This is a genomic window from Pseudomonas sp. LG1E9 (assembly GCF_003290225.1).
In the GTDB taxonomy this organism is placed as follows: Bacteria; Pseudomonadota; Gammaproteobacteria; order Pseudomonadales; family Pseudomonadaceae; genus Aquipseudomonas; species Aquipseudomonas cyclaminis.
In genome coordinates this window covers 5,102,544-5,125,006 of sequence record NZ_CP029983.1, presented here as the reverse complement: position 1 = coordinate 5,125,006, position 22,463 = coordinate 5,102,544, and the positions used below count along the sequence as shown (strand labels likewise).

The following is a 22,463-nucleotide window of genomic DNA, read 5'->3' as shown; positions in this document are numbered from 1 at the left end:
AGGCTTTCTTGCGCGCCCAAGCCAGTCGGCGTGCACATTTGCCAGGTTTTAGAGACGGGCTGCAATTCGTCAGCGGCGCCCTTTGCCGGATGGCGCTCGGGTATACTGCCGCGTTTTGTGATGCCCCTGCAGGCCAAGCGCCAGGTCGAGAAAACTTCGCTTACGGATTATTTTTCGTGAATCCGCGTTTTTTCGACCAGCCTGTACAGAGGGATTTCGGCACTATTTTGTTGGAGTTATACATGCTCGATCAGGCTCAACGCGTCCTCAAGGACATCTTCGGCTACGACAGTTTTCGTGGCCGCCAGGGTGCGATCATTGAGCGCGTGGCCAAGGGTGGTGATGCCCTGGTACTGATGCCTACCGGCGGCGGCAAGTCATTGTGTTTCCAGGTGCCGGCGTTGTTGCGCAACGGGCTGGCCGTGGTGGTGTCGCCGCTGATCGCGCTGATGGACGACCAGGTCGCGACCCTGGAAGAGCTCGGCGTCGCCGCGGCTGCCTTGAACTCCACCCTCAGCGCCGAGCAGCAGCGCGACCTGGCCGCACGCATCAAGCGCGGCGAAGTCAAAATGCTCTACCTGGCCCCCGAGCGCCTGGTGCAGCCGCGCATGCTGGCGTTTTTGCAGAGCCTGGAAATTGCCCTGTTCGCCATCGACGAAGCCCACTGTGTCTCCCAGTGGGGTCATGATTTCCGCCGCGAGTATTTGCAGCTGGGTCAATTGGCCGAGCTGTTTCCCGACGTTCCGCGCATTGCCCTGACCGCCACGGCCGACAAGCGCACCCGCGAAGAAATCGTCGAACGCCTGCACCTGCAGAATGCCGAGCGTTTCCTGTCGAGCTTTGACCGGCCGAATATTTTCTACCGCATCGTGCCCAAGGAGCAGCCGCGCAAGCAGTTGCTCGCGTTCCTCTCTGAACGGCGCAGCGATGCGGGCATCGTCTACTGCCTGTCGCGCAAGAAGGTCGATGAAGTCGCTGCATTTCTCTGTGAACAAGGCTATCCGGCGCTGCCGTATCACGCTGGTTTGCCCAACGAAACCCGCTCTGCTCACCAGAAGCGCTTCCTCAACGAGGAAGGCTTGATCATGGTGGCCACCATCGCGTTCGGCATGGGCATCGATAAATCCAACGTGCGCTTCGTGGCCCACATGGACCTGCCCAAATCCCTTGAGGCGTACTACCAGGAAACTGGCCGCGCCGGCCGTGATGGCCTGCCGGCGGATGCATGGATGGTCTACGGCCTGCAGGACGTGGTGATGCTCAAGCAGATGCTGCAGAACTCCGAAGGCGACGAGCGCCACAAGCGCCTGGAGCAGCACAAGCTCGACGCCATGCTCTCGCTGTGCGAAGAGACCCGCTGCCGCCGCCAGACCCTGCTGGCGTATTTCGACGAAGACATGCCGCAGCCGTGCGGCCACTGTGATAACTGCATGGATGGCGTGCAGACGTGGGACGCCACCGAGCCGGCGCGCCAGGCGCTGTCGACCATCTACCGCACTGGCCAGCGCTACGGCGTGGGCCATCTGGTGGATGTGTTGCTGGGCAAGGACAACGAAAAAGTCCGCAGTTTCGGCCATGAGAAACTCTCGGTCTACGGTGTCGGCAAAGCCCGCGCCGAGGGCGAGTGGCGTTCGCTGTTCCGTCAGATGGTCGCACGCGGCCTGGTGGACATCGATATCGAAGGCTACGGCGGTCTGCGTCTTAACGACAGCTGCCGCCCGCTGCTCAAGGGTGAAGTGAGCCTGGAACTGCGTCGCGACCTCAAGCCGCAAACCACCGTCAAGACCAGCACCAGTCAGGCCAGCCAGCTTGTACGCGGCGAGGAGCGCGAACAGTGGGAAGCCCTGCGTACCCTGCGGCGCAAGCTCGCCCAGGAACACAGCGTGCCGCCGTACGTTATTTTCCCCGATTCCACCTTGCTGGAAATGCTGCGCGAGCAGCCCACCACCATGGCCGAGATGGCGCGGGTCAGCGGTGTTGGTGCGCGCAAGCTGGAGCGCTACGGCCAGGCGTTCCTCGAAGTGCTCGGCGGCCAGGCCGAAGCGCCGAAGGAAATCGCCGATATCCGCCACGAACTCATCAGCCTGGCACGTGCCGGCATGACCCCGATCCAGATCGCCGGCCAGCTGCAATGCTCGGAGAAGAACGTCTACACCTTGCTCGCTGAATCGATCGGCAAGCAGCAGCTGTCCTTGGAGCAGGCCCTTGATTTACCGGAAGATTTGCTCGGTGAAATCCAGGACGCATTCCTCGACGGAGAAGGCGAATTGCCACCCGTTGCTGAGATCGCCCCCCTGTTTGCCGGACGTGTACCTGAGGGCGTTTTGTACTGCGTAAGGGCCGCTTTGCAGTCTGAATTCGAAATTTAGTGTGCCAATTACGACAACGTAACGATTCAGTACATAGCAACTCTTGCCTAGTGGCGGGGCTCATGCTTAGCTGGCTAATAATTAGCCACACTTTATTTTCAGTCTAACCCATGAGTTTTTTATGCCGTTAACCGATCAACACCGCTTTGGCATGCAACTGGCGCAAATGTCCCGAGGTTGGCGCGCCGAGCTCGACCGCCGTTTGGCGGGGCTGGGCTTGTCCCAGGCGCGCTGGCTGGTGCTGCTGCACCTGGCCCGTTTCGAAGAAGCCCCCACTCAGCGCGAGCTGGCGCAAAGCGTTGGTGTAGAAGGGCCGACCCTGGCGCGCTTGCTCGACAGCCTTGAAGGCCAGGGCCTGGTGCAACGCCAGGCGGTGGTGGAAGACCGACGCGCCAAACGCATCCTGCTGTGCGACACCGCACGGCCGTTGATCGAACAGATTGAAACCATTGCCACCGCGCTGCGCCACGAGTTGTTCGTGGGCGTGGATGAAGCGGATTTGAGCGTGTGCATGCGCGTGCATGGGCACATTCTGGCGAATCTGGAAAAGTCCTGATCTAAACGCTGATTATGCCCGGCTGGCTTGCTGTGGTTAGCGGGCCTGTTGTGGTGAGCGGGCTAACCACAATTAAGCGCTTCAACACGGGTTCGGCGTAGCGTCAGAACGTCTGCCCCAGGTTCAGGTACACCGCCTTCTGATTATCGTCGTTGAACCCATAGCTGAAATTCAGGGGCCCCAACGGCGTATCAAACCCCAGGAAAATACTTGCAGCGTTGATATATCCGCTGTCGAACTCATTGTCGTTGTTCCATGCCCGGCCCCGCTCCAGGGATGCGCCCATATACAGTGGGAAATCCAACGGCAAGTAGGAACGCGGCGTCAGTCGGCGGTAGTAGACCGCACGCATCAGGCTGATGTTCTGCCCGGAAATTGCATCCTGGCGGAAGCCCGACAACTGCCGCGCACCGCCCAGCAGGAAGCTGGAAATCACCACATCCGAATCATCCAGGGTGCGCCCGTAGCGACCGCCCAGCACCAGCGTGTCCGGGCCATGGCTCATGGCCTTGTCCAGTTTGAATTCCCACTGTCGATAGCGCTGGTCCGAACCCAGTCCCGGTTCGAACTCGCGGTAGGCCAGGCCGATGTCTTCGCCGGTATGCGGGAAGTACACGTTATCGAGGGAGTCGAAGGAGTACTTCAGCTCATAGAAGCCTTCGCTGAAACTCACGCTCGGCAGGTCGCGGTCGCCGATGCGCACATCCGCCTTGCCCCAGGCCTCGCCGACGCCGAAGCGGATCTCGCCGCTGTTACCGATCTGGCGCCCCACGTTCAGGCCGAAACCATAGCGCTCCAGGCGGTATTCGGAGATGGGGTCGTTGTCCAGAATCAGCTCGACGTTCTGCGCCTGGGCGCTGAGGTAGGGCGCGATGAAGTAGCGTGAGCCCGCGTCCATCGGTTGGTAGAACTCGCTGTACAGTTCTTGCCGATCACCGATCTGTACCCGCGTGAGCCATTCAGCGCCGAGGCGGTTGATGCCGTTCATGCGGTAGCTCGCGCCAAGGTTGAAGGCGCTGTCGCCGCGCATATCGTCTGACAGGTTCAAGCCCAGGCGCAGGTAGTCGGTGCCGCTGCGCTTGCCGCGTGCACTGATCACCAGGGTGTTGTCCTGGCCCTTTTTCACCACGCGGTATTGCACCTGCTCGAAGTAATCCAGGCCATACAAGGTACCCATGTCGGTTTGCAGGCGGCCGAGGTTCAAGGGTTCGCCCAGCGGTTGGCGGATGTAATAGCGGATCACGTCGTCGCTGACTTTCGAGTCGTTTTCCAGCCGGATCGCAGTGATCACCGGGGTGCGCTCGCCCGGCGTACGCGCGGCCGCCAGTTGGGGGTCAACCGGTTCGGCGGGGCGTAAATGGGCCAGGCGCAGATCGAGGGCGCGGGTGGCGCGGTAGCCGGCGTCGATCATGTCCTTGGCGCGGCCAAAGTCGGTCACGCCATAGGCCGCCAGGGGCGGCTGGATCAGCACGTCCTTGGGGTTGAGGGCCTTGAGTTGTTCCTCGGAGTTGCGCCGGGTCATCAGGGTGATGGACTGGTTGAGTACGTCCACCACGGTGGCGAGTTGCTTGCGCGAGCGCAGCGGGGTGCCGATGTCGACCACGATGGCGATATCCACGCCCATCTCCCGCGCCACATCCAGCGGGATGTTATCGGTCATGCCGCCATCCACCAGTAGCCGGCCATCCAGCTCGACCGGGGCGAACACTGCCGGAATCGACATACTGGCGCGGATCACCTGGGGCAGATGGCCCTTGCTGAACACCACTTTCTCGCCAGTCGTGATGTCGGTGGCCACGGCGCGGAAGGGGATCGGCAGCTTGTCAAAATTGCGCGTGTTGCTGCTGTGGGCGAACATGCTTTCCAGCAGCAGCGCCAGGTTCTGGCCCTGGATCACGCCGAGCGGAAGGCCGAGGCTGCCGTCATCGCGAAAGCTGAGCTTCTGCTTGACCAGGAAATCCCGGTCATCCTGCTTGCGCCGAAACGGCACGTCTTCACGCGGCGGTGCGTCGGACAGCGCCTGCTGCCAGTCGATGCCGAGGGCGAGCTTTTCCAGTTCGTCGATCTTGTAGCCTGAGGCATACAGCCCACCAATCACCGCGCCCATGCTGGTGCCGGCGATGGCGTCGATATGGATGCCCTGTTCCTCCAGGGCCTTGAGCACGCCAATGTGCGCCAGCCCGCGGGCGGCACCGCCGGACAGCACCAGGCCGATTTTCGGGCGGGGCGGCTCTACGGCATCGGCAAGCAGGGGGACGAGGCACAGAAACAGGCAGGACAGCAGGCGGCGCATCAGGAATCTCAGGGCTGGGCGAAAAAGGCCGGTATTATAGCCACTCGAACCTCATCCCTCGTCATGCCAGGAACTTGTCAAATGATGTCCGCCAGCAAACCCGAGATCGTGATCACCTATTGCACCCAGTGCCAATGGCTGCTGCGCGCCGCGTGGTTGGCGCAGGAGCTGTTAAGCACCTTTGCCGATGACTTGGGCAAAGTGTCCCTGGAACCGGCAACCGGTGGTGCGTTTCGCATCACCTGCGATGGCGTGCAGATCTGGGAGCGCAAGGCTGACGGCGGTTTCCCTGAGGCCAAGGTGCTCAAGCAGCGCGTGCGCGATCAGATCGACCCGCAGCGCGACCTGGGGCACAACGACCGCACGCCGTGAAGGTCACCGCCATCGGCTGGCGGTGACGGATGGAGGCCGCTACTTGGCGGCCATCTTGCTTTTGATGAAGCCCACGAGCCACGTCAGCAACAGGCCGCCGACGCCGCCGCCGACAATATTGCTGCCGACCGCCGCCACATCCAGCGCCTCGCCGCCCGAAGTGCCCGTCAGTGCCGCAGCGACCTGGCCCAGTACGAGCCCGCCGATACCGCCCAGCATCGTATTGAGCCCGGTGCCCAGGCTTTGTTTGGTCATGCCGGCCACATTGCCGCCGACGACACCGCTGATGATTTGAACCAGCAAGCTGATAAACATTTCCATGGTGTAACCCCTGCATTGCGTTTAAGGAGTGACCACTCGCTTACAGCAACTGCAGAGCACATCAAGGCTGTTGTCGAGCTGTCAGTTATCCGTTGAACGACTACAGACTGTTGCGGATGTTTAAAGTATAGATCAGGCCGTTGCTGTCGGCTGTTTGGCCTGGCTGGCACTACCCATCAGCCCTGAAAGCACGATGGCGACGATGATCAACGCGCCTCCCAACAGCATGCGCAGTGTCGGGGTTTCGGCGAACAGCAGCCAGGCCACTGTGATGCCGTAGACCGGCTCCATGGCAAAAACCACGGAGGCGGTGCGCGCCTTGATCACCGCGAGGCTGGCGACAAACAGACTGTGGGCCAGGCCGGTGCAGAACACGCCGAGCAGGCCGATCCACAACCAGTCCAGCGCACGCACATCCGCAAGTCCCGGTGCGGCTACGGGCAGCAGGCACACCGCGACTACCACGTTCTGACACAGTGCAGCCTGTACGGCAGGAATTCGCCCGGAGCTGGCGCGGTTATTCAGCGACAACAACGAGAACAACAGCCCCGAGGCGATGCCCCAGAGCAAACCGCCGGTGGCTTCGCTGGCCAGGTTGAAGTCCGGCGTCACCAGCACCAGGCCGACGGTGACGAGCGCCACCAGCACGACTTCATTGGCGCGAATGCGCTCGCGGAAGATCAGCCCTTCAAGGATCACGGTAAACGCCGGGAACGCGGTGAAGCCAAGGGTGGCGACGGCCACGCCCGCCACCTTGACTGCGATAAAGAAGGTTACCCAATGCGCGGCCAGTAATACGCCGCTGACCAGCAGGCGTTTCCAGTCGCGCAGTTCCAGGGTTTTCCACGGGGCATTGCTGGCGAAGCGCGCAAACACGGCCAGGGCAATGACGGCGAACGCGGCGCGACCGAAGACGATAATGGCCGGCGAGGCGGCCGCCAGCTTGCCGAATACACCGGTAAGGCCAAACATCAATGCGCCGATATGCAAGGCGCCGAGGGCTGAACGGGGAGTCATTGCGATCCTTGAACCAACGGGTTAACAGAATCGCAGTCTAGAGGGTACAGGTGCGGACGTCTGTCGCGCAGCTCGCGATTTTTAGCGTAAGACTCGCCTTATGCCGAGCGCCGCAACGCGCCGGGAGAGGCGCCAAACGCGCGCAACGTGGTGGGCAGAAAAGGGCAGCACCATCACGCTGCTTTCGCGCACCTGGCTGCCACGGCCATCGACTTCCAGGTCCAGATGACCGGACAGCCCGAACACCAACTGCGCATGGTCATGGCTGTGGGCGACAGACGCTGTCATCAGACTGACGCACAGTTGTCATGGGCTATTAATCGCCAGGGCGCAAGCTCGCGAAAACAGCGTCGAGGGATGCCCATGACCAGTGCCGAGTTCACCAAACCCAGCCGCAAGCAGCGCGTACGCACCCTGTGGATTTCCGACGTGCACTTGGGCACCCGGGATTGCCAGGCCGAACATTTGTCGCACTTCCTCAAGGGCTACCACGCCGACAAGGTGTATTTGGTGGGCGATATCATCGACGGCTGGAAAATGCGCGGCGGCATGTACTGGCCCCAGGCTCACACCAACGTGATCCGCCGCTTGCTGACCATGGCCAAGCGTGGCACTGAGGTGATCTACGTCACCGGCAACCATGATGAGTTCCTGCGCCGCTATTCCAAACTGATCCTGGGCAATATCCAGTTGGTGGATGAGGCGGTGCACGTGACCGCCGATGGCCGGCATTTACTGGTGATCCACGGTGATCAGTTCGATGTCATCACCCGCTATCACCGCTGGCTCGCCTTCCTCGGCGACTCGGCCTACGAATTTACCCTCACGTTGAACCGCTGGTTGAACCACTGGCGTGCGCGGTACGGCTATGGCTATTGGTCGCTGTCGGCGTACCTGAAGCACAAGGTCAAAACCGCCGTGAGCTTCATCAGTGATTTCGAAGAAGCCATCGCCCATGAAGTGACCAAGCGCGAATTACATGGCGTGGTGTGCGGGCATATTCACCATGCGGAGATTCGCAAGGTCGGCGAGGTGGACTACCTCAACTGCGGGGATTGGGTGGAGTCGTGCACAGCGTTGATCGAACACTGGGATGGGAGCATCGAGTTGTATCGCTTGGCGGATGCACAGGCCAAGGAAGCGCTGCTCAAGGCAGAAATGGTCGCGGGCTAGCGGTCAACGCAGTCTAAAAGTGGGAGGGGGCAAGCCCCCTCCCACTTTGAGTCCCGGTTTTTTCAGTTGGAGACGTCGGCGATGGCCTGGGCCAGCTGAGCCAATCGCGTCGCGTCCGCCCCGGCCACATTCGCCCGCCCTGAACTGACCATATACACGCTGTGCTTCTCACGCAGTTGCTTGACCTGCTCGGCACTCAAGCCGGTATAGGAAAACATCCCGCGCTGCGCGCCAATGTGCGCAAACCGTTCGGCCAGACCATGGGGGGCCAGCGCCTCGACCAGTCCGGATCGCAACTGGGCGATCCGCGCACGCATGGTTTCGACTTCTTCACTCCAGAGTTTTTTCAGCTCCGCATCACCGAGGATGGTCGCGACCACCGCAGCACCATGATCCGGCGGCGTGGACCACAAGTTACGCGCGATATTCGCCAGTTGGCTGCGCACATCCGTGAGCTTCTCGGCATCTGCCGCACATACGATCAGTGCGCCGACCCGGTCGCTGTACAGGCCGAAGTTCTTCGAACAGGAACTGGTGACCAGCACTTCCGGCAATTCTGCAGCAAACAGCCGCACTGCCCAGGCGTCCTGCGCCAGGCCGTCGCCAAAACCCTGGTAGGCGAAGTCGATCAGCGGCAGCAACTGGCGCTCGCGCACGATTTGCAGCACCTGGCGCCAGTCGTCCTGGGACAGGTCGAAACCGGTCGGGTTGTGGCAGCAGGCATGCAGCAGGACCACGTCGCCCTGGGGCACGGTGGAAAGGGTGGCCAGCATCGCCGCCACATCCAGGCGATTGTCGGCGCCTACATACGGATAGTGACTGACCTTGAGCCCGGCCTTGGCGAAAATGCTTTCGTGGATCGGCCAGGTCGGGTTGCTCAGCCACACACCACGGCCTGGCAGGCTATGGGCGATGAAGTCGGCGCTCAGGCGCAGCGCGCCGGTGCCGCCTGGGGTCTGGGTGGCGCCGGCGCGGCGGTCGCGGATCAGTGTGGAGTCGGCACCCAGCACCAGTTCGCGGATCAGCGCGCCGAAGCGGGCATCGCCATGGCCGCCGATGTAGGTCTTGGTGGTTTGGGTGTCGACCAGACGCTGCTCGGCGAGCTTCACCGAGTGCAGAATCGGCGTCAGGCCCTGGTCGTCTTTATAGACGCCTACGCCGAGGTCGAACTTGTCTGGGTTGGTGTCCTGGGCATACAGGTCCATCAACCCGAGGATCGGGTCGCCGGGCACGCGGCCAATGGCATCGAAGTGCATTACTTGCGGCCCTCGGCGTCCTTGGCCACTTCGTCGGTGCGCGCGGCCATGATGAAGTCATTGCGGTGCAGGCCCTTGATGGAGTGGCTCCACCAGGTCACGGTGACCTTGCCCCATTCGGTGAGCAGGCCAGGGTGATGGCCTTCGGCTTCGGAGATCTCACCCATGGCATTGGTGAAGGCGAGGGCGAATTTGAAGTTCTTGAACAGGAAAACCTTTTCCAACTGCATTACGCCGTCGCGGACTTCGATGTTCCAGTCGGGGATCTGCTTGATCAGCACCGGCAACTCTTCATCGCTGACTTGCGGGGCATCGGCGCGGCAGGCTTCGCAGTGGGCTTGGTTCAAGGTGGTCATGTGGGATGTCCTGAATTCGAATGAGTGAAGATCAGTGGGCGTAACCCTAAAGCAACGCGGGGCCAGGGAACAGACTCACCTGGCCTTAAAAGACGCAGTTCAAGCAGCCTTTGGTTTGGGCGGGAATTTGGGGGCGTGCAAGCCAAGCTGCATGCCGTGCTCGACCATGCCCATGATGTCTTCCTGCGCCACGTCGAACAGGCGCTTGAGTTCGGGCAGTACGAAGTAGAGCGGTTGCAGGATGTCGATGCGATACGGCGTGCGCATCGCTTCCAGCGGGTCGAAGGCTTGATGCTCGGGCTCGTCCGACAGGCAGTACACGCTTTCCTTGGGCGACGACAAAATCCCGCCACCGTAGATGCGTCGACCTGCGGGCGTGTCCACCAGGCCAAACTCGATGGTCATCCAGTACAGGCGCGCCAGGTACACCCGTTGCTCTTTGGTGGCCGCCAGGCCGAGCTTGCCGTAGGTGTGGGTGAATTCGGCGAACCAGGGGTTGGTCAGCAGCGGGCAGTGGCCGAAGATCTCGTGGAAAATATCCGGCTCTTGCAGGTAATCCAGTTCTTCGCGGGTACGAATAAACGTCGCCACCGGAAATTGCTTGCTGGCGAGCAGTTCGAAAAAGGTCTGGAAGGGGATCAGCGCGGGGACGCGGGCGACTTGCCAGCCGGTGGTCTCGGCCAGGACTTTATTGATTTCGCCCAATTGTGGGATGCGATCCAGGGGCAGGCCGAGTTTGTCGATGCCGTCCAGGTATTCCTGGCAGGCGCGGCCTTCGATCACTTTCAACTGGCGCGTGATCAGGGTGTTCCACACCGCGTGTTCTTCCGGCGGGTAATGGATAAAACCTTGCGCATCGGGCTCGCGGGCCACGTAGTGCGTCTGTTTCATACGGCTCTCCTGCTAGGCATTCGTTCTTGTTATGTCCTGCGATGAACCTATTGATAACCCTTGCAAGGCGAGATTCCATCCGCCGGTAAAGTGGATTTGTAGGAAATAACGCGGATTTTCGTAAAGTAATCGTTACGCATGTGCAGTTCGTCGCGGCATTGGGCTGGGAAAGGCACACAAACTGTCACATAATCTTGACGACTATCTGCGCCCAGCGTCAAAAAGACCCGGCGCCTACCCATTGTTCGGGCCCTTTCATGCGTATCAAAGTGCACTGCCAAAACCGCATCGGCATCCTGCGGGACATCCTCAACCTGCTGGTGGAGTACGGCGTCAACGTCGCCAAGGGCGAAGTCGGCGGCGAGCATGGCAATGCCATTTACCTGTTTTGCCCGAACCTGGTGAACATGCAGTTCCAGGCGCTGCGCCCGCAGTTCGAGGCGATTGCCGGGGTGTTTGGCGTGAAAAGGGTAGGGCTGATGCCCAGTGAGCGTAGGCACATGGAGCTCAATGCCTTGCTCGGCGCCTTGGAATTTCCAGTGCTGTCCATCGACATGGGCGGCTCCATCGTCGCTGCCAACCGTGCGGCGGCGCAGTTGCTCGGGGTGCGGGTGGACGAGGTGCCGGGCATTCCACTGTCGCGCTACGCCGAGGACTTTGACTTGCCGGAACTGGTGCGTGCGAGCAAGTCGCGGATCAATGGATTGCGGGTCAAGGTCAAGGGTGACGTGTTCCTGGCGGACATCGCGCCGCTGCAGTCCTCCGAGCACGATGACAGCGAAGCCATGGCCGGCGCCGTGCTGACCTTGCACCGCGCCGACCGCGTGGGAGAGCGCATCTATAACGTGCGCAAGCAGGAGTTGCGCGGCTTTGACAGCATCTTCCAAAGCTCCAAAGTCATGGCGGCGGTAGTGCGTGAAGCCCGGCGCATGGCACCGTTGGATGCGCCGCTATTAATAGAAGGCGAAACCGGCACTGGCAAGGAACTGCTGGCCCGCGCCTGTCACCTGGCCAGCCCCCGTGGGCAATCGCCGCTGATGGCGCTCAATTGTGCCGGTCTGCCGGAGTCGATGGCCGAGACCGAGTTGTTCGGCTACGGCCCCGGCGCGTTCGAAGGCGCGCGGGCCGAAGGCAAGCTGGGGCTGCTGGAGTTGACGGCGGGCGGTACGTTGTTTCTCGATGGTGTGGGGGAAATGAGTGCGCGCCTGCAGGTGAAACTGCTGCGCTTTCTGCAGGACGGTTGCTTTCGTCGGGTGGGCAGTGATGAAGAGGTGTATCTGGATGTGCGAGTGATCTGCGCGACCCAGGTGGATTTGTCCGAACTCTGCGCCCGTGGCGAATTCCGTCAGGATCTCTATCACCGCCTTAACGTGCTGTCGCTGCACATCCCGCCGCTGCGCGAATGCCTGGATGGGCTGGGGCCTTTGGTTGAACACTTTCTCGATCAGGCCAGCCGCCAGATCGGTTGCCCGCTGCCCAAGCTCGCGCCGGCGGCGATGGAGCGGCTCAGCCATTACCATTGGCCGGGCAATGTGCGGCAGTTGGAAAACGTGTTGTTCCAGGCGGTGTCGCTGTGCGAGGGCGGGACGGTGAAGGTCGAGCATATTCGCTTGCCGGATTACGGCGCGCGTCAGCCACTTGGCGATTTTTCCCTGGAGGGTGGGTTGGAGGCGATTGTCGGACGCTTTGAGAAGGCGGTGCTGGAAAGTTTGTATGCCGAGCATCCGAGCAGCCGCCAGTTGGGGAAGCGCTTGGGGGTGTCGCACACCACCATCGCCAACAAACTGCGCGATCACGAAATTCTCAAGGTCGAAAAATAATCAACTGACGCTGTGGGGGCAAAATGTGGGAGGGGGCTTGCTCCCGATAGCCGTGTGTCACTCATACATCAGCAACTGAACCACCGTCATCGGGGGCAAGCCCCCTCGCACAATTGATCTTCGTCGTTTTCCTGACCGGTAGTTGCCGGAAGCGGCAGTAGTCCGCCGTTTTTTCGACTCTGGTACAACCTCGAAATACTTGCGCGTCCGTGAAAACCCTTGCCCTGCCTGCACTTTAGCCACTTTCACAAAGTTGGTTCGCAAATTGCTTAAGCCTCATCAGTACAGCGGTGGGCGGCAAGCCTGCGTCAGAAAGAGGAAAGAGTGTGGACAAGTACCTTTATGTGGCAATGACCGGCGCCAGCCAGAATGCACTGGCGCAGAAGGCCCATGCCAACAACTTGGCGAACATTTCCACCAACGGTTTTCAACGTGACCTGGAGCAGGCGCGTTCGATGCCGGTGTTCGGTGACAGCTTTCCGGCGCGGGCGTTTGCCTTGACCGAGCGTCCAGCCACTGACTTCACCCCTGGCGCGATGATCGAGACCGGCCGTGACCTGGACGTGGCCGTCAGCGGCGACGGCTGGATGGCGGTGCAGACCCCGGACGGCAGCGAAGCCTACGTGCGCAGCGCCAGCATGAACGTCGATGCATTGGGCGTGCTGCGCGCCGGCAACGGCATGCCGATCATGGGCAACGGTGGCCCGATTGCCGTGCCGCCCCAGCAGAAGATCGAAGTCGGCTCCGACGGCACCATCAGCATCCGCGCCATGGGCGAAGGCCCGCGGGTGATGGCGGAAGTGGACCGGATCAAGCTGGTCCAGCCCGACCTCAAGAATATGAATAAAGGCCTCGACGGCACCATCCACACCAAGGATGGCCAGCCTGCCGTAGCCGATGCGACTGTCAAGCTGACCTCGGGTTTCCTGCAGGCAAGCAACGTCAATGCCGTGGAAGAGATGACGGCAGTGCTGGCGCTTTCCAAGCAGTTCGAGCTGCACATCAAGATGATGAACAGCGCCAAGGAAGACGACCAGGCCATGACTCGCGTCATGCAGATGAGCTGATCAGCGCTCACTCACTAATTTGCTAAACGGCGCCAACAAACAGGCGCACGAAGGAGAACACCATGCTTCCGGCTCTATGGGTTGCCAAAACAGGTCTGTCCGCCCAGGACACCAACCTGACCACCATTTCCAACAACCTGGCGAACGTATCGACCACGGGCTTCAAACGTGACCGCGCCGAGTTCCAGGACTTGCTCTATCAGATCAAGAAGCAGCCGGGTGCCCAGTCGACCCAGGACAGCGAACTGCCGTCGGGCCTGCAATTGGGTACCGGTGTGGCAATCGTCGGCACCCAGAAGAACTTCAGCGCCGGTAACCTGCAACAGACCGGTCAGCCGCTGGACATGGCCATCAACGGCCGTGGTTTCTTCCAGATCCTGCAACCGGATGGGACTACGTCCTACACCCGCGACGGTACTTTCCACCTGGATTCCAATGGCCAGATCGTCACCGCCAACGGTTTCGCCCTGGAGCCGGCCGTGATCGTGCCAGCCGATGCCAAAACTTTCACCGTCGGCAACGACGGCACCGTGTCCATCACCGTGGCCGGCAACCCGGCATCACAAGTGATCGGCAACCTGCAAACCGCCGACTTCATCAACCCGGCCGGCCTGCAGGCCATGGGTAACAACCTGTTCCTGGAAACCGCCTCCAGCGGCGCGCCGCAAATCGGCACCCCTGGCCTGAACGGTTTCGGCACCACGCTGCAAAGCACCCTGGAAACCTCCAACGTGAGCACCGTGGAAGAGATGGTCAACATGATCACCACTCAGCGCGCCTACGAAATGAACTCCAAGGTGATTTCCACCGCCGACCAGATGCTCTCGTTCGTAACGCAGAATCTGTAATCAAGTCTATGGGGCGCTCTTGAGGGCGCCTGCTACACCGTGAGGTATGGGTCATGAATCGCTTTGTTTCCGTTTTGGCATTGAGTGGGATTGCCGTGCTCGCGGGCTGTGTCGCCCCGACGCCCAAACCCAATGACCCGTACTACGCGCCGGTGTTGCCGCGCACGCCGTTGCCGGCGGCTGCCAACAATGGCTCGATCTACCAGGCCGGTTTCGAACAGAACCTGTACAGCGACCGCAAGGCGTTCCGGGTGGGTGACATCATCACCATCACCCTCAACGAGCGCACCCAGGCCAGCAAGAACGCCAACTCCCAAGTGGGCAAGAACAGCACCGCCAGCCTTGGTTTGAGCTCGCTGTTTGGCGCTGTGCCCAACGTCAATAACCCGTTGAGCGATGGTGACCTGACCCTGAACGCCGGCTACAGCGGATCCCGTGCCACCGACGGCAAGAGCGCGGCAGGGCAGGGCAACAGCCTGACCGGTTCGATCACCGTGACCGTGGCCGATGTATTGCCCAACGGCATCATCGCCGTGCGCGGTGAGAAGTGGATGACCCTCAATACCGGTGACGAGCTGGTACGCATCGCCGGCATGGTGCGCGCCGATGACATCTCCACCGACAACACCGTACCGTCCACGCGGATTGCCGATGCGCGCATCACTTATTCCGGCACTGGCGCCTTTGCCGATGCGAGCCAGCCGGGCTGGTTCGACCGTTTCTTCCTTAGCCCGCTGTTCCCTTTCTAGGTGGCCACTTTGAAATTCAAACAGCTGATGGCGGCCGCACTCCTGCTTTCGTTGAGCGCTGTCGCCCAGGCCGAACGCCTGAAAGACATCGCGAGCATCTCCGGCGTGCGTTCCAACCAGTTGATCGGCTACGGCCTGGTGGTGGGGCTCAATGGTACGGGCGACCAAACCACCCAAACCCCGTTTACCTTGCAGACCTTCAACAACATGCTCTCGCAGTTCGGCATCAAGGTGCCGGCGGGCTCGGGCAATGTGCAGCTCAAGAACGTCGCGGCCGTGTCCATCAGTGCCGACTTGCCGGCGTTCTCCAAACCGGGCCAGGTGGTGGACATCACCGTGGCTTCCATCGGTAACTCCAAAAGCCTGCGCGGCGGCACCTTGCTGATGACGCCGCTCAAAGGTATCGACGGCAACGTCTACGCCATCGCCCAGGGCAACCTGGTGGTGGGCGGGTTTGACGCCGAAGGTCGCGACGGTTCGAAGATCACCGTCAACGTGCCCTCGGCCGGTCGGATTCCTGGCGGCGCCACGGTGGAACGTACCGTGCCCAGCGGTTTCAACCAGGGCAACAGCCTGACCCTGAACCTCAACCGGTCCGACTTCACCACCGCCAAGCGCGTGGTCGACAAGATCAACGACATGCTCGGCCCTGGCGTGGCCCAGGCCATCGACGGCGGCTCGATCCGCGTGACCGCGCCGCTGGACCCAAGCCAGCGCGTGGATTACCTGTCGATCCTGGAAAACCTTGAAGTCGACCCAGGCCAGGCAGTGGCCAAAGTCATCATCAACTCGCGCACCGGCACCATCGTGATCGGCCAGAACGTCAAGGTATCGCCGGCTGCGGTGACCCACGGCAGTCTGACCGTGACCATCACCGAAGACCCGATCGTCAGCCAGCCTGGGCCGTTGTCCAATGGCCAGACGGCGGTCGTGCCGCGCTCGCGGATCAATGCCCAACAGGAAGCCAAGCCGATGTTCAAGTTCGGCCCCGGCACCACGCTGGATGAGATTGTCCGCGCGGTGAACCAAGTGGGCGCGGCGCCTGGCGACCTGATGGCAATCCTTGAAGCTTTGAAACAGGCCGGCGCCTTGCAAGCCGACCTGATTGTGATCTGAGGCCATGGCCATGGATATGCGCAAGAGCGGGATCAGCAGCACGGCGGATTCGGGGTCTTACTCCGACCTGAACAGGCTTAACCAGCTCAAGGTCGGCGGCGACAAGAACAGCGAAGGCAACATGCGCAAAGTGGCGCAGGAGTTCGAGTCGCTGTTCGTCAGTGAGATGCTCAAATCGATGCGTTCGGCCACCGAGGCCCTGGGCAAAGACAACCCGATGAACACCCCGGCGGCCAAGCAGTACCAGGAGATGTACGACCAGCAACTGGCGGTGTCGATGTCGCGCGAGGGCGGTGGTATCGGCCTGGCCGACGTGCTCATGCGCCAGATGCAGAAGAACAAGCCGGTGGACGCTGCTGCGGCCACCTTGCAAGGTCCGGCAGCCGCAGAACCCGTCAAGAAAGTCGACGTGCCGACGGAAATTGCCGCCGGCACCCAGGCCGAAGGTCCGCTGGGTCGCTCCAATGGCCAGCGTCCGCTGTGGGCCTACCGTGTGGCCGAGCCCCAGGCCGGTGCCGCTGCTGCCCACAGCAACGACATGGAACTGATGAACCAGCGTCGCATTGCCTTGCCAAGCAAGCTGGCCGATCGCCTGCTCGCCGGTATTGTGCCGAGCACCCAAGTGGCGGCCGAGGCCAAGACCGCGCCGCTGCGTAACAGTGCCGCCGACGACAACGTCATCAACAGCACCGCACGCAGTTTTGCCGTGCCCAACGACCGTATGCAGATCTACAGCCGCGCCGTGGCCCAGCCGCCACTGGCACCGGCGAAAAAGGCGTTCAGTTCGCAGGATGAATTTGTCGCCACCATGTTGCCGATGGCCAAGGCCGCGGCAGCGCGTATTGGTGTCGATCCGAAGTACCTGGTGGCCCAGGCCGCCCTGGAAACCGGTTGGGGCAAATCGGTGATGCGCGCCGAAGATGGCAGCAGCAGCCACAACCTGTTCGGTATCAAGGCCGGCCAGAGTTGGCAGGGCGGCCAGGCCCGTGCGATCACCAGCGAGTTTCGCGATGGCGCGATGGTCAAGGAAACGGCGCAGTTCCGTTCCTACGACTCCTACCAGGACAGCTTCCACGACCTCGTGACCTTGCTGCAAAGCAATGATCGCTATAAAGAAGTTGTGAAGTCGGCCGACAACCCGGAACAGTTTGTGCGCGAGTTGCAAAAAGCCGGTTACGCCACCGATCCGGCCTACGCCAGCAAGATTTCGCAGATCGCAAAAACGATGAACAGTTATCAGGATTACGCTGCCGCGGGCGCGACCACTCATTTATAAGGTCTGAACCATGAGTTTGCTCAATATCGGGATGTCGGGGCTAAACGCCGCTCAAGGATCGTTGTCGGTTCTGAGTAACAACATCGCCAACGCCAATACCGCGGGCTATTCGCGTCAGCAGACCACCCAGAGTGCGAACGCGAACAACCAGTACGGCGGCGTGTTCATCGGCAGCGGCACCACCCTGGCCGACGTGCGCCGGGTCTATAACGAATACCTGGACACCGCCTACCAGAACAGCACCTCGCTCAACAGCGACGCCAAGGCGTATCTGGACCAGGTCAGTGCGGTCGACAAGACGCTGTCGGACAAGACCACCGGCATGTCCGCCGTGCTCAGCTCGTTCTTTGCCGCAGTGCAGACCGCCTCGGCCAGCCCGAACGATACGTCGGCCCGCCAGATCCTGCTCACTAACGCCCAGACGCTGACCAACCGGTTCAATGCGATCTCCAGCCAGTTGAGCCAGCAGAAAGAGACCATCAACAGCCAGTTGACCTCGATGAGCGATCAGGTCAACCAACTGACGTCGTCGATTGCATCCCTCAACAAGCAGATCGCCCAGGTCCAGGGTTCGTCCAACACCACTCCGGCCAACCTGCTCGATTCCCGGGCTGAGGCCGTGCGTTCGCTCAATGAGTTGATCGGCGTGACCGCCACGGAAAAGAACGGCGTGTTCAGCGTCAGCACCGGCAGCGGCCAGTCCCTGGTGCTGGGCGATCAGTCCAGCAGCATTTCCGCCGTGCCGAGCAACAGCGACACCAGCCAGTACACGATCCAGCTCAATGCGCCGGGCGGTACGACCCTGGACCTGGGCAATGTGATCAGTGGCGGCAGCATCGGTGGCCTGCTGCGTTATCGCAGCGATGCGCTGATGCCAGCCATCAATGACCTGGGGCGTATCGCGCTTGTCACTGCCGATGCCCTCAACAGCCAATTGGGCCAGGGCCTGGACCTCAATGGCGAGTTCGGCGCCTCGATGTTCACCGACATCAACAACGCCGCCTCCGTTGCCCTGCGCAGCCAGGCAGCCCAAGGCAACCTGGGCGACGGCGCGCTGGGTGTGACGATCAAGGACAGCAGCCAGCTGACCAACTTCGATTACAAGGTCAGCTTCAACGATGGTGCCAACCTCAATAAGGTCACGGTGCTGCGTTCCGACGGCAAGGCCATGGGCACGTATGACCTGAGCGCCACGCCGCCGCCGGTTATCGATGGGTTCACCCTGGCGGTCAAGACGGGAACAAACGTGCAGGCGGGCGACAGCTTCAAGGTCAGCCCGACGGCCAACGGCGCCAAGGAAATCGGCACCATCCTGACCGACCCGAGCAAGATTGCGTTTGCCGCGCCGTTGCAGGGCGAGGCGGGTAAAACCAACCAGGGCACCGGCACTTTTACGCCGCCGACGCTCACCGTGCCCTTGGACATCCAGGGCGGCGCCGACACCGCACAACTGCGCACCGGCATCGAACACTCGATGCCGGTGACGATGGTCTTCGCCAAACCGGCAGCCGATGGCACGCAGGCCTACACCCTCAGCAACGCCCAGGGTGATCCGATCGGTTCCGGCAGCATCGTGCCGGGGCAGACCAACAAGATCAGCATCAGTGTACCGATGCGTGATGCCAGCGGAACCTTGTTGTCGCCGGCCAAGAACTTCAGCTTCGACACCACGGTGGGCGGTTCGCCGGCCAACGGCGACAGCACCTCCTTCTCGTTCAATGCCTCCGGCAAGTCCGACAACCGCAACGCCCAGGCCCTGCTCAACCTGCAGACCAAGGCAACCGTAGGCCTGGCGGCCGATGGCAGTGGCGGCACCAGCCTGGTGGGGGCCAACAGCAAGTTGGTCTCGACCGTTGGCGCCAAGGCCGCAGCGGCCACCACGGACACCACGGCCACCAACGCGCTGTTGACGGCCAACAAGAACGCGCGCAACTCCGTCTCCCAGGTCAACCTGGATGAAGAAGCGGGCGACATGATCAAGTTCCAGCAGTACTACACAGCGTCGTCGCAGATCATCAAGGCTGCGCAAGAAACCTTCAGCACGCTGATCAATAGTCTTTAAGGGAGTCTGGGACGATGCGCATTTCTACACAGCAGTATTTCGACACCAGTGCCAGCAAGTATCAGAACAACTATTCGGGTGTGGTGCAGGCCCAGCAGCAAGCGAGTTCCGGCGTGCGTGTGCAGACCGCTTCGGACGATCCGGTAGCAGCCCAGCGCTTGCTGATGCTGCAACAGCAGAAAGACATGCTGTCGCAGTACAGCGGCAATATCACCAGTATCCAGAACAAGCTGACCAACGAAGAAAGCATTCTGGATGCGATCAACACCACAATCCAGGCCGGCAGCCAACTGGCGCTGCGTGCCGGCGGCGTGACCAGCGATGCTGACCGCAAGTCCATTTCGGTCGAAGTGGGCGCGCTTGAGGATCAACTGTTGGGCTTGCTCAACAGCAAGGATTCGGCCGGCAACTACCTGTTCTCCGGCTCCAAGACCGACACGCCGCCGTACTCGCGCAACAACGATGGCACATACAGCTATCAGGGTGATGAGAACGAGCTGAGCCTGCAGGTTTCCGAGACGCTGACGGTGCGCACCGGCGATACCGGCAAGACGATCCTGGAAGGGGCGGTCAACACCAGTCGCACCCAGGCCAATTACCTCGCGCCGGCTGCTGCGCCGGTGGCGCCGGCGATTTCGCCGCCGCTGGTCGACGACCACAAGGTCGCTATATCGAGCGGCCTGGTCACGTCGGGCTCCGACTACACCCGGCAGTTTGCCGACGGCCAGCCGTACAAGCTGACCTTCACCAGCAGCACCCAGTACGTCATTACCGACAAAGACAACAACGACATTACGTCGCAGGTTGACGGTAACGGCACGTTCGACTCCACCAAGGAAGGCAGCGCCAGCGTCAACCTGCGCGGCGTCAAGTTCGATATCACGGTAGACCTCACCGACCGCGCCACCGGGCCTGATGCCGATGCGCTGGTCAAGGGGCGTGAGTTCAGCCTCAGCGCCAAGCCTGATGGGTTCAACATCGCGCGGACCGCGAGCAACACGTCCAGTGCGCAATTGACCAACGCCAGCGTCAGCAGTGCGGCCAGCTATTCGAGCACCTTTCCCAACAGCGGCGTATTGATCAAGTTCGACGACACCGACCCGAACGCCTACAAGGTCTATGCCCAGCCGTACACCGCTGGCAGCAAGCCGATTGTGGACAATGGCGTGGTCACCCCTGGCACCGGCACCCCGCCGGGCCCGAGCACCATCACGGCGGCGGGCGTCACCTTCGAACTGAGCGGTACGCCGAACGTCGGCGATCAGTTTTCGGTGGGCAACACCACCCAGAAAACCCAGAACGCCCTCGATACCCTGGGCCAACTGCGCAAGGCGCTGGAACAACCGGCGGACGGTATTCCGGGGGCGCGGGTCAAGCTTCAGAACGCACTGAACGCTGCGGTCAGTAACCTCACCAGCTCGGCCGACCAGGTGGACAACGTGCGTGGCTCCATCGGTGCGCGGGAGAATGCGTTGACGGTGCAGGCCAGCGCAAACGCCAGCATCAGTTTGGCCAACAACACCACCATGAGCGCCTTGGCCAACGTCGACATGGGCGAGGCGGCGATCAACCTGACGCTGCAGCAAACCATGCTCGAAGCCTCGCAGCTGGCCTTCGTGAAAGTCTCGCAGTTGAGTCTGTTCAACAAGATGTAAGTGGCTTCAAGTCAAGCGGCCCGCTCTGGAAACAGAGCGGGCCGTTGTCGTTTCTGGGGCTAAATTGTTGAAACGTTTTGCATAAAGCACACAAAATTGAGTGACCTGTGAGTCATAAAGCGCATCTTCACTGTATCGTGTGAAAAGGATAAGTCGTCACAGGGTCCTTGCGGGGCGGCTTTCAGCGAGATTGTTATGGGGTTATCCCCTTTATTGTCAGCACTCCGGGCGCAGTCCTCGGGGTGTTCTCCAGCTATTTAGTATTGGGAAGCCACAATGATTGGCATAAAAAGCATCGCCAGTTACGTGCCGGCAGACGGGATCGATAACTACGCCCAGGGTGCCAAATTCGCCAAGGATGAAGAATTCATCATTGGCAAGATCGGTTCGGCGTTCCTGCCGCGCAAGGAAGCCGCCCAGGAAACTTCCGATCTGTGTGTCGAGGCGGTCAACGCTTTGTTTGCCAACAACCCGGATCTGAAGCGCGAATCGATTGACGCGCTGATTGTCGTCACCCAGAACGGTGATGAAGAGGGTTTGCCCCACACCGCCGCCATCGTCCAGGACAAGCTGGGCCTGCCGACGCATGTGGCGGCCTTTGATATTTCCCTGGGCTGCTCCGGCTACGTCTACGGCATCTACGCGATGAAGGGCTTCATGGAAGCCACCGGCCTGAAAAACGGCCTGCTCATCACCGCCGACCCCTATTCGAAGATCGTCGACCCGGAAGACCGCAACACCACCATGCTGTTCGGCGATGCCGCCACCGCCACCTGGATGGGCGAAGACGCGCCGTGGTTGCTGGGCAAGTCCAAGTTCGGCACCGACGGTTCCGGCGCGCCGCACTTGAAGGTCAGCGATGGCGTGTTCTTCATGAACGGCCGCCAGGTGTTCAACTTCGCTTTGCTCAAGGTGCCCGCGCATCTGCATGAGCTGCTCAACGAGTCGGACCTCAAGGCCGATGAGATCGACGCGTTCTGCATCCACCAGGGCAGTGCGGCGATTGTCGACGCCGTGGCGCGCCGCTTTGAAGATGCACCCGTGGAGAAGTTCATCAAGGACATGGTCGAGACCGGTAACACCGTGTCGTCGAGCATTCCACTGCTGCTGGAAAAGCATGTGATGGACGCCACCTGGAAGCGCGTGGCCATCAGCGGTTTTGGTGTGGGCCTGTCGTGGGGTTCGGCGATTTTGTATCGCCCTTGACCCTTTGGCAGGGCCTATAAAAAAACGCCGATGATCGAGAGATCATCGGCGTTTTTTATT

At 61.2% G+C, this 22,463-nt stretch carries 19 protein-coding genes and 1 pseudogene; 13 read left to right on the top strand and 7 right to left on the bottom strand.

Annotated elements, in window-relative coordinates:
- The first annotated feature begins 242 nt into the window (after window positions 1-242).
- The gene (gene recQ, locus DNK50_RS23410) at window positions 243-2,369 is read left to right on the top strand and encodes a DNA helicase RecQ (protein ID WP_099584096.1); all 2,127 of its coding nucleotides are present in this window, start codon (window positions 243-245) and stop codon (window positions 2,367-2,369) included.
- Between the two features lie 121 nt (window positions 2,370-2,490).
- Window positions 2,491-2,925, top strand: a complete 435-nt coding sequence (locus tag DNK50_RS23405; RefSeq protein WP_028617350.1) for a MarR family transcriptional regulator — start codon at window positions 2,491-2,493, stop codon at window positions 2,923-2,925.
- Between the two features lie 103 nt (window positions 2,926-3,028).
- Here DNK50_RS23405 and DNK50_RS23400 read toward each other — a convergent pair whose 3' ends face one another.
- Entirely contained in the window at window positions 3,029-5,218 is a 2,190-nt protein-coding gene (locus DNK50_RS23400) for a patatin-like phospholipase family protein (protein WP_099584097.1), read from the bottom strand.
- Window positions 5,219-5,302: 84 nt separating this feature from the next.
- Here DNK50_RS23400 and DNK50_RS23395 point away from each other — a divergent pair, with 84 nt between their 5' ends.
- Entirely contained in the window at window positions 5,303-5,590 is a 288-nt protein-coding gene (locus DNK50_RS23395) for a SelT/SelW/SelH family protein (RefSeq protein WP_099584163.1), read from the top strand.
- Between the two features lie 39 nt (window positions 5,591-5,629).
- Here DNK50_RS23395 and DNK50_RS23390 read toward each other — a convergent pair whose 3' ends face one another.
- The 3 genes and pseudogenes from DNK50_RS23390 to DNK50_RS23380 all read right to left on the bottom strand — a co-directional run.
- Window positions 5,630-5,911: a hypothetical protein gene (locus tag DNK50_RS23390; protein WP_112196380.1), complete on the bottom strand. Its 282-nt coding sequence runs from the start codon at window positions 5,909-5,911 to the stop codon at window positions 5,630-5,632.
- A 132-nt stretch (window positions 5,912-6,043) separates the two neighbouring features.
- Window positions 6,044-6,928, bottom strand: coding sequence for a DMT family transporter (locus DNK50_RS23385; protein ID WP_099584099.1), 885 nt, complete (start codon window positions 6,926-6,928; stop codon window positions 6,044-6,046).
- 147 nt (window positions 6,929-7,075) lie between these two features.
- Window positions 7,076-7,216, bottom strand: a pseudogene (locus DNK50_RS23380) (AraC family transcriptional regulator); the annotation flags it as partial.
- Between the two features lie 75 nt (window positions 7,217-7,291).
- Here DNK50_RS23380 and DNK50_RS23375 point away from each other — a divergent pair.
- A complete protein-coding gene (locus tag DNK50_RS23375; protein ID WP_099584100.1) occupies window positions 7,292-8,101 on the top strand; it encodes a UDP-2,3-diacylglucosamine diphosphatase in 810 nt (269 codons plus the stop codon).
- A gap of 62 nt (window positions 8,102-8,163) precedes the next feature.
- On the opposite strand, the gene DNK50_RS23370 is transcribed toward DNK50_RS23375, so the two are convergent.
- The 3 genes from DNK50_RS23370 to phhA form a co-directional block, all read right to left on the bottom strand.
- On the bottom strand, window positions 8,164-9,357 hold the full coding sequence (locus DNK50_RS23370; protein WP_112196379.1) for an amino acid aminotransferase: 1,194 nt from the start codon (window positions 9,355-9,357) through the stop codon (window positions 8,164-8,166).
- On the bottom strand, window positions 9,357-9,713 hold the full coding sequence (locus DNK50_RS23365; RefSeq protein WP_017134918.1) for a 4a-hydroxytetrahydrobiopterin dehydratase: 357 nt from the start codon (window positions 9,711-9,713) through the stop codon (window positions 9,357-9,359). Before DNK50_RS23365 ends, DNK50_RS23370 begins: the two co-directional genes overlap by 1 nt.
- Before the next feature lie 99 nt (window positions 9,714-9,812).
- Window positions 9,813-10,604 carry a phenylalanine 4-monooxygenase gene (phhA, locus tag DNK50_RS23360; protein WP_099584102.1) on the bottom strand — a complete coding sequence of 264 codons (792 nt, stop codon included), beginning with the start codon at window positions 10,602-10,604 and terminating at the stop codon, window positions 9,813-9,815.
- Between the two features lie 257 nt (window positions 10,605-10,861).
- Between phhA and DNK50_RS23355 the strand changes: the two genes are divergently transcribed.
- The 9 genes from DNK50_RS23355 to DNK50_RS23315 all read left to right on the top strand — a co-directional run bounded on the left by DNK50_RS23355 (window position 10,862) and on the right by DNK50_RS23315 (window position 22,403).
- Entirely contained in the window at window positions 10,862-12,424 is a 1,563-nt protein-coding gene (locus tag DNK50_RS23355) for a sigma-54-dependent transcriptional regulator (RefSeq protein ID WP_112196378.1), read from the top strand.
- A 326-nt stretch (window positions 12,425-12,750) separates the two neighbouring features.
- Window positions 12,751-13,491, top strand: coding sequence for a flagellar basal body rod protein FlgF (locus tag DNK50_RS23350; RefSeq protein WP_099584104.1), 741 nt, complete (start codon window positions 12,751-12,753; stop codon window positions 13,489-13,491).
- A gap of 62 nt (window positions 13,492-13,553) precedes the next feature.
- Window positions 13,554-14,339 (top strand): flagellar basal-body rod protein FlgG, encoded by a 786-nt coding sequence (gene flgG / locus DNK50_RS23345; RefSeq protein ID WP_076952969.1) that lies wholly within the window; start codon window positions 13,554-13,556, stop codon window positions 14,337-14,339.
- Window positions 14,340-14,392: 53 nt separating this feature from the next.
- On the top strand, window positions 14,393-15,088 hold the full coding sequence (gene flgH, locus DNK50_RS23340) for a flagellar basal body L-ring protein FlgH (protein WP_099584105.1): 696 nt from the start codon (window positions 14,393-14,395) through the stop codon (window positions 15,086-15,088).
- 27 nt (window positions 15,089-15,115) lie between these two features.
- Entirely contained in the window at window positions 15,116-16,204 is a 1,089-nt protein-coding gene (locus DNK50_RS23335; protein WP_162633417.1) for a flagellar basal body P-ring protein FlgI, read from the top strand.
- A 4-nt stretch (window positions 16,205-16,208) separates the two neighbouring features.
- Complete coding sequence (flgJ, locus tag DNK50_RS23330; RefSeq protein WP_099584107.1) at window positions 16,209-17,480, top strand: flagellar assembly peptidoglycan hydrolase FlgJ; 1,272 nt, start codon at window positions 16,209-16,211, stop codon at window positions 17,478-17,480.
- A 10-nt stretch (window positions 17,481-17,490) separates the two neighbouring features.
- Complete coding sequence (flgK, locus tag DNK50_RS23325; protein WP_112196376.1) at window positions 17,491-19,542, top strand: flagellar hook-associated protein FlgK; 2,052 nt, start codon at window positions 17,491-17,493, stop codon at window positions 19,540-19,542.
- 14 nt (window positions 19,543-19,556) lie between these two features.
- Window positions 19,557-21,197 carry a flagellar hook-associated protein 3 gene (locus tag DNK50_RS23320; RefSeq protein ID WP_112196375.1) on the top strand — a complete coding sequence of 547 codons (1,641 nt, stop codon included), beginning with the start codon at window positions 19,557-19,559 and terminating at the stop codon, window positions 21,195-21,197.
- Window positions 21,198-21,473: 276 nt separating this feature from the next.
- A complete protein-coding gene (locus DNK50_RS23315; protein WP_099584110.1) occupies window positions 21,474-22,403 on the top strand; it encodes a ketoacyl-ACP synthase III in 930 nt (309 codons plus the stop codon).
- Window positions 22,404-22,463: the final 60 nt, after the last annotated feature.

Excerpts from the sequence above, each read along its gene's own strand:
- DNK50_RS23400 (WP_099584097.1), bottom strand. The coding sequence starts at position 5,218 with ATGCGCCGCCTGCTGTCCTGCCTGTTTCTGTGCCTCGTCCCCCTGCTT.
- flgG (WP_076952969.1), top strand. The coding sequence starts at position 13,554 with ATGCTTCCGGCTCTATGGGTTGCCAAAACAGGTCTGTCCGCCCAGGAC.
- DNK50_RS23370 (WP_112196379.1), bottom strand. The coding sequence starts at position 9,357 with ATGCACTTCGATGCCATTGGCCGCGTGCCCGGCGACCCGATCCTCGGG.
- DNK50_RS23320 (WP_112196375.1), top strand. The coding sequence starts at position 19,557 with ATGCGCATTTCTACACAGCAGTATTTCGACACCAGTGCCAGCAAGTAT.
- DNK50_RS23355 (WP_112196378.1), top strand. The coding sequence starts at position 10,862 with ATGCGTATCAAAGTGCACTGCCAAAACCGCATCGGCATCCTGCGGGAC.
- DNK50_RS23385 (WP_099584099.1), bottom strand. The coding sequence starts at position 6,928 with ATGACTCCCCGTTCAGCCCTCGGCGCCTTGCATATCGGCGCATTGATG.
- recQ (WP_099584096.1), top strand. The coding sequence starts at position 243 with ATGCTCGATCAGGCTCAACGCGTCCTCAAGGACATCTTCGGCTACGAC.
- DNK50_RS23405 (WP_028617350.1), top strand. The coding sequence starts at position 2,491 with ATGCCGTTAACCGATCAACACCGCTTTGGCATGCAACTGGCGCAAATG.
- DNK50_RS23390 (WP_112196380.1), bottom strand. The coding sequence starts at position 5,911 with ATGGAAATGTTTATCAGCTTGCTGGTTCAAATCATCAGCGGTGTCGTC.
- DNK50_RS23375 (WP_099584100.1), top strand. The coding sequence starts at position 7,292 with ATGACCAGTGCCGAGTTCACCAAACCCAGCCGCAAGCAGCGCGTACGC.
- DNK50_RS23395 (WP_099584163.1), top strand. The coding sequence starts at position 5,303 with ATGTCCGCCAGCAAACCCGAGATCGTGATCACCTATTGCACCCAGTGC.
- DNK50_RS23335 (WP_162633417.1), top strand. The coding sequence starts at position 15,116 with ATGGCGGCCGCACTCCTGCTTTCGTTGAGCGCTGTCGCCCAGGCCGAA.
- flgK (WP_112196376.1), top strand. The coding sequence starts at position 17,491 with ATGAGTTTGCTCAATATCGGGATGTCGGGGCTAAACGCCGCTCAAGGA.
- DNK50_RS23315 (WP_099584110.1), top strand. The coding sequence starts at position 21,474 with ATGATTGGCATAAAAAGCATCGCCAGTTACGTGCCGGCAGACGGGATC.
- DNK50_RS23365 (WP_017134918.1), bottom strand. The coding sequence starts at position 9,713 with ATGACCACCTTGAACCAAGCCCACTGCGAAGCCTGCCGCGCCGATGCC.
- phhA (WP_099584102.1), bottom strand. The coding sequence starts at position 10,604 with ATGAAACAGACGCACTACGTGGCCCGCGAGCCCGATGCGCAAGGTTTT.
- flgJ (WP_099584107.1), top strand. The coding sequence starts at position 16,209 with ATGGCCATGGATATGCGCAAGAGCGGGATCAGCAGCACGGCGGATTCG.
- flgH (WP_099584105.1), top strand. The coding sequence starts at position 14,393 with ATGAATCGCTTTGTTTCCGTTTTGGCATTGAGTGGGATTGCCGTGCTC.